The sequence below is a fragment of the Paenisporosarcina sp. TG-14 genome (assembly GCF_000297555.1).
Taxonomy (GTDB): Bacteria; Bacillota; Bacilli; order Bacillales_A; family Planococcaceae; genus Paenisporosarcina; species Paenisporosarcina antarctica.
Map to the genome: position 1 here is coordinate 1 of NZ_AMGD01000105.1, position 4,967 is coordinate 4,967.

A 4,967-nucleotide genomic window follows, 5' to 3' on the forward strand; every position below is an offset into this window, starting at 1 on the left:
TAATCGCCCAATTCCCATTTATTAGTAGTTATGCCGATTTGAACGCCATATTTCACAACAGGTTCATCCTTGTTTAAGGCAACTAACGAAATCTTATGCCCTAAAGGAATATCCGCTTTGGAGTTAACTTCAATTTCTGAATTATCATCCATATAAATACCGATTACTGTTTCTCCCTCAATTATAGGGCTAGAGGCAACTCCCACATGATCACCCCGATGATGGATTAAAAACTTGTGGGTGATTACAGCTCGTGATTCTTCTACTTGTTTGTTAATCGTACTAGCTAGACTATTGTTTCCCAATAAAAACCCTCCTTTTTATTGGCTCAGTGACCCAACCAATATATATATTTATTAAAACACCTAATCGAATCCTAGTCAATTAAATTTTTTTAATTATCTAATAATTTTTTGCTAGATTGTACACATAGAAGATTCACCTTTTAATACTTTCACTACTTCATTGGCTACTAATAAGGAAGTTCTAACCTGTGATTCATTCGTTAGACCTGCAATATGCGGAGTTATTGTAGCTCCTTTACATGACAGTAAGTGATTAGTTGGTGATATCGGTTCCACTTCCAGAACATCTAAAAAAGCTCCAGTGATAGTTTGATTATTCAAAGCGACTGAAAGGTCATCTTCATTTATAATACCTCCTCTAGAAGTATTAATAATGTAAGCAGTCGATTTCATTTTCTTCAGTTCAGGTTCAGAAATCAAATACTTCGTTGTCTGAGTTAAAGGTACATGTATAGAAATAAAATCAGATTCGTGTAATAATTCCTCTAAATTTTCTTTTACTTTAACACCCGTTTCAGAGAGAATGTGGTCATACGGAGTAATAAACGGGTCATATCCAATAACATCCATGCCAAAAGCATTCGCTCTTTTAGCTACACGGTGAGATATCTCCCCCAACCCTATTAAACCAATTGTTTTATTAGCAAGCTCTCCACCTGTAAACTGTTTTCGATTCCAGTTTCCATTTCTAATGTCAACATTTGCTAGATATAGTTGTCTATTAGCGCTTAACATAGCCGCCAATACATATTCCGCCACTGATGTAGCATTAGCATTGCGAGCATAAACAACTTTGATGTCTTTATTTTTTGCTGCTTCCGTATCAATGTTATCCAAACCAACTCCAAGTCGTCCAACTATCTTTAATTGATTACCAGCGTCTAAAAGCTCTTGATCAACTTTAGTTTGATTCCTAACAATTACTGCATCATAATTTTTCACCTTTCCAAGTAAATCCTGTCGATTTTTCCATAGGTTTTCATCATAGTCCACTTCGAATCCCTGATTTATTAATGCCTTGATTCCCTCGTCCCATATAATTTCTGTTATCAATATTTTCAATTCCGGAACCCCTTTTCGATTGAATTAACAACCTATATTTTCCCAAGTCGTTTATATTGAATATTTTCACACCTAGGTAAGAAAATTTAAAAAAATTATTGATTGGGTGACCCAACCTACAAAGTTATTAAAACATAAAATTATTAAATATTCAATATATTTTATTCGTTAGCATTCAAAAAGAACAGAAAATTAAGAATATTATTGTTGTGCATAAGTATTTTGCATGCAGATGAGACCATTTCACAATTTCTCTGTTAACAATCTACATTATAAAAAACATCTTGATTCATTAACATAAAAATGATTTAATTAACTTATAACATTGGTTGGGTCACCAAACCATAAACTTAAGTGATTTTCTTAATTATGTGAAGGGGGTAAGGATTTGAATAACTTGAGAGCTATAAAAGCACAAAGTTCAATTTATCTGCAATTCCAAAATAAAAATAAACCAAAGAGATTTAAAAAAGGATGGATGCAAGGGATTGTTTTAACAATGGTACTAGCCTTAATTGCTGGAATCATATCCGAATTCCCATTTTTTTCGGTAATGGGTGTAATGATTATTTCAATTCTTTTAGGGATGAGTTGGAAAGGGGCAATGGACGTTCCAAACGATTATACAATTGGAATAACGTTTAGCAGTAAGATTTTACTTCGGGCTGGCATTATTTTAATGGGATTAAGATTAAATATTGAGCAAATCATAGCAGCTGGATTTTCAATTGTTTTAACGGATGTTATCGTTGTTACTTTTACACTTATCTTTATGATCTATTTAGGAAAGCTTTTATCCATTGATCCTCATCTTTCAGCCTTAATTGCTGTTGGCACGGCAGTGTGTGGTGCTGCAGCTATTGTGGCAGTGGCGCCTTTAATTGGGGCAAAAAAAGAATTTACTGCAATATCAGTTGCCTTTATTGCTATCATAGGTACAATTGTGACAATCTTTTATACCTTTTTGTATCCTGTTCTTGGATTGGATTCATATGAATATGGACTACTGGCTGGAGCCACCCTTCATGAATTGGCACACGTGATAGCGGCCGCCACACCTGGAGGAGATGTAAGTAGTGACACAGCTATTCTTGTTAAATTAGGTCGTGTAGCCCTTTTAATTCCAGTAGCAATTATTTTAGGACTGTTCTTTAATAAAAAAAATCCTAGTGTTCCTACACAAAAGAAAAAGTTTAAAGACTTACCAATACCATGGTTTATATTTGGTTTTTTGATTATGTGTCTTATCAATACTTTTGGTATTTTATCCACAACAATTACTCAAATGTTGATTGCTTTAAGCATATTCTTACTATCAATGGCCATGGCAGGTTTAGGATTAGGTATGAATTTTTCTGAATTTAAAAATTTAAAAGGTAAAGTTCTTATTACTGGAGCATCTGGATCTATCGCATTGATTATTCTGGGTTTTTTCCTACTAAAAATGTAGATAACTGCCTTACTAGGATGATTTCGCTATAGATATGGAAACATAACATGGTTTTATAATATCTTGTATTTGATATGTAATTATCTTCATGATTTAATAAAGGTTGGACCAATAATAAATATTGTGATTTTATAGTATGCGTAAAACTATAGCCTCCTATAATGGATGGATTGGAGAAATAAGATGATAATCAATAGAAAAGGGATTTCTGAACAAGTAGCAGATAGTATTAAAAAGAAAATTCAAGATGGTGAATATAAAGTTGGGGATCGAATACTAGGTGAAAGGGAAATGGGAGTAGCGCTTTCTGTAAGTAGAAATACTGTAAGAGAAGCTTATAAAATACTTGAAGCCTATGGGTATATTACTGCTAGACACGGAACAGGGGTATTTGTTTCTTCATCGGAAGACCAAATCAAAAAAATGACCGAAGCTTTTTTTGTTTCTTCTGATCAAATTAAGGATTTTTTCTCTGTTCGAAAAATTCTTGAAGAATCGACAGTAAAATTGTCTATAGAGCATTCCGACGTAAATCAATTTAATGAATTAGAAGAAATTATTGCTGAAGCAAAAGAAATCTTAAAAGACGGAATTGATTCTGAACGTCTAGCGGAATTAGACCACAATTTTCATATTACATTAGCCAATAACTCCAACAATGTAGTTCTTATTAGAATCATGCATTTTTTAATTGATTTATTATCTGAAACACGTGAGAAATCCATTCAGATACCTGGTCGGGCCATACAATCCGTTCAAGAACATTCGAATATTTTAGAAGCGATGAAACAAAAAAATATACATTTAGCCCAACAATATATGAAAGAGCATCTAGAGAGTGTCGAACAGTCTATAACCAAAACACTTTAATAGATTAAATAATAAAAGGCTGTCATGAAGTATTACCTCTACTATTCTATTTCTTTAACTTCATCAAGAAATAGTTACTGTAGAAGGAATACCTGTCTGACAACCTTTTTATTTTAGTTTGATACAATCGAATTTGCTTTTAGTGGAGGTATTGGTATAGGAAACTCAACGTTGTATTGACCGGCAAGTTTGATTAACTCCTCTTCCACACTTGGTGGTAACTGAATGCCTTCTTGAAGGCGCCTTTCCTTATCCCTTTTTCTTCTTTCCCCTGGATAACGTATTTCATCGATTCCCGGTATTTTAGGGACTTCTTTCATCTCATTTAAAAGATTTATAATGGATTCAAAAAATGTATTTAGATTCATAAATTTTTCGATGTCCATTAATATGAAGAAATGCCCAACATTAGCTTTACCTGATTCTTCATTATCATAAATATTTTTCACATTAGGTCCAAATGCAGCACCAGTTAATAAACCTGTTAGAATTTCTACTGCTAGCGCTAAAGCTGAACCTTTCGCTCCACCTAACGGTAAAAGAGACCCCTTTAACGCTTCTTCAGCATCATTAGTCGGGTGTCCATCCCTATCTAAAGCCCAACCATCAGGGATATGATTCCCCTGCTTAGCAGCCAAAATGATTTTCCCTCTTGCTACAACACTAGTAGACAAGTCAATTATCACCGGTTGATCATTCCCTGTTGGAAATCCAAAAGCAATAGGGTTTGTCCCGAAAAAAGCATCCTTCCCACCCCAAGGAGCAATTCCAGGTGGTGAATTAGTTAAAACAATACAAGCTAGGTTTTGCTCACATGCTAATTGACAAAAGTAAGATGCCGTTCCAAAGTGATTGCTATTTTTAACAGCAATAGCTGTAACCCCATTTTGTTTAGCCATTTCAATACCATTTAGAATAGCTTGATAACTGACTACATGTCCTAAACCATTGTCACCGTCTACCATTAAAACAGAAGAACTTTTTTTAGTCATTTGAATATTTGGCTTTATATTAATTCTATTATCACCAAAACGTTTGGCATAGATAGGCAGCCTACTAATTCCGTGACTATCCACTCCTTCTAAATTGGCTTTAATAAGTGAATCTGCCACCACTAAAGAATTCTCTTTATTCATGCCAACACTTTGTAATAAACTTTGACAAAAAAGATTTAGTCTTAAGTCTGAATAAGTATTCATTTACATACCCCTCTTCAATGTTTGTAATAAAAAATTTCTCCCTCCACATAGACCTCACGTGAAGAGAGAAAGAAAATCAGG

At 33.9% G+C, this 4,967-nt stretch carries 5 protein-coding genes; 2 read left to right on the top strand and 3 right to left on the bottom strand.

Annotated features, from left to right (window positions below; genetic code table 11):
• Window positions 1-305, bottom strand: a 305-nt coding sequence (locus C406_RS19770; protein ID WP_017382151.1) for a hypothetical protein, incomplete at its 3' end; no start/stop codon positions are given.
• Between the two features lie 111 nt (window positions 306-416).
• A complete protein-coding gene (locus C406_RS0118625; protein ID WP_017382152.1) occupies window positions 417-1,367 on the bottom strand; it encodes a hydroxyacid dehydrogenase in 951 nt (316 codons plus the stop codon).
• A 388-nt stretch (window positions 1,368-1,755) separates the two neighbouring features.
• Between C406_RS0118625 and C406_RS0118630 the strand changes: the two genes are divergently transcribed.
• Both C406_RS0118630 and C406_RS0118635 read left to right on the top strand, forming a co-directional pair.
• Entirely contained in the window at window positions 1,756-2,817 is a 1,062-nt protein-coding gene (locus C406_RS0118630) for a YeiH family protein (protein ID WP_017382153.1), read from the top strand.
• A 183-nt stretch (window positions 2,818-3,000) separates the two neighbouring features.
• Window positions 3,001-3,687, top strand: coding sequence for a FadR/GntR family transcriptional regulator (locus tag C406_RS0118635; RefSeq protein ID WP_017382154.1), 687 nt, complete (start codon window positions 3,001-3,003; stop codon window positions 3,685-3,687).
• Between the two features lie 113 nt (window positions 3,688-3,800).
• Here C406_RS0118635 and C406_RS0118640 read toward each other — a convergent pair whose 3' ends face one another.
• Window positions 3,801-4,886 (bottom strand): Ldh family oxidoreductase, encoded by a 1,086-nt coding sequence (locus C406_RS0118640; RefSeq protein ID WP_017382155.1) that lies wholly within the window; start codon window positions 4,884-4,886, stop codon window positions 3,801-3,803.
• Between the last annotated feature and the right edge of the window lie 81 nt (window positions 4,887-4,967).

What these genes read in the sequence shown, in the direction of transcription:
- C406_RS0118640 (WP_017382155.1), bottom strand. Translation starts at nt 4,886, where the DNA reads ATGAATACTTATTCAGACTTAAGACTAAATCTTTTTTGTCAAAGTTTA.
- C406_RS0118635 (WP_017382154.1), top strand. Translation starts at nt 3,001, where the DNA reads ATGATAATCAATAGAAAAGGGATTTCTGAACAAGTAGCAGATAGTATT.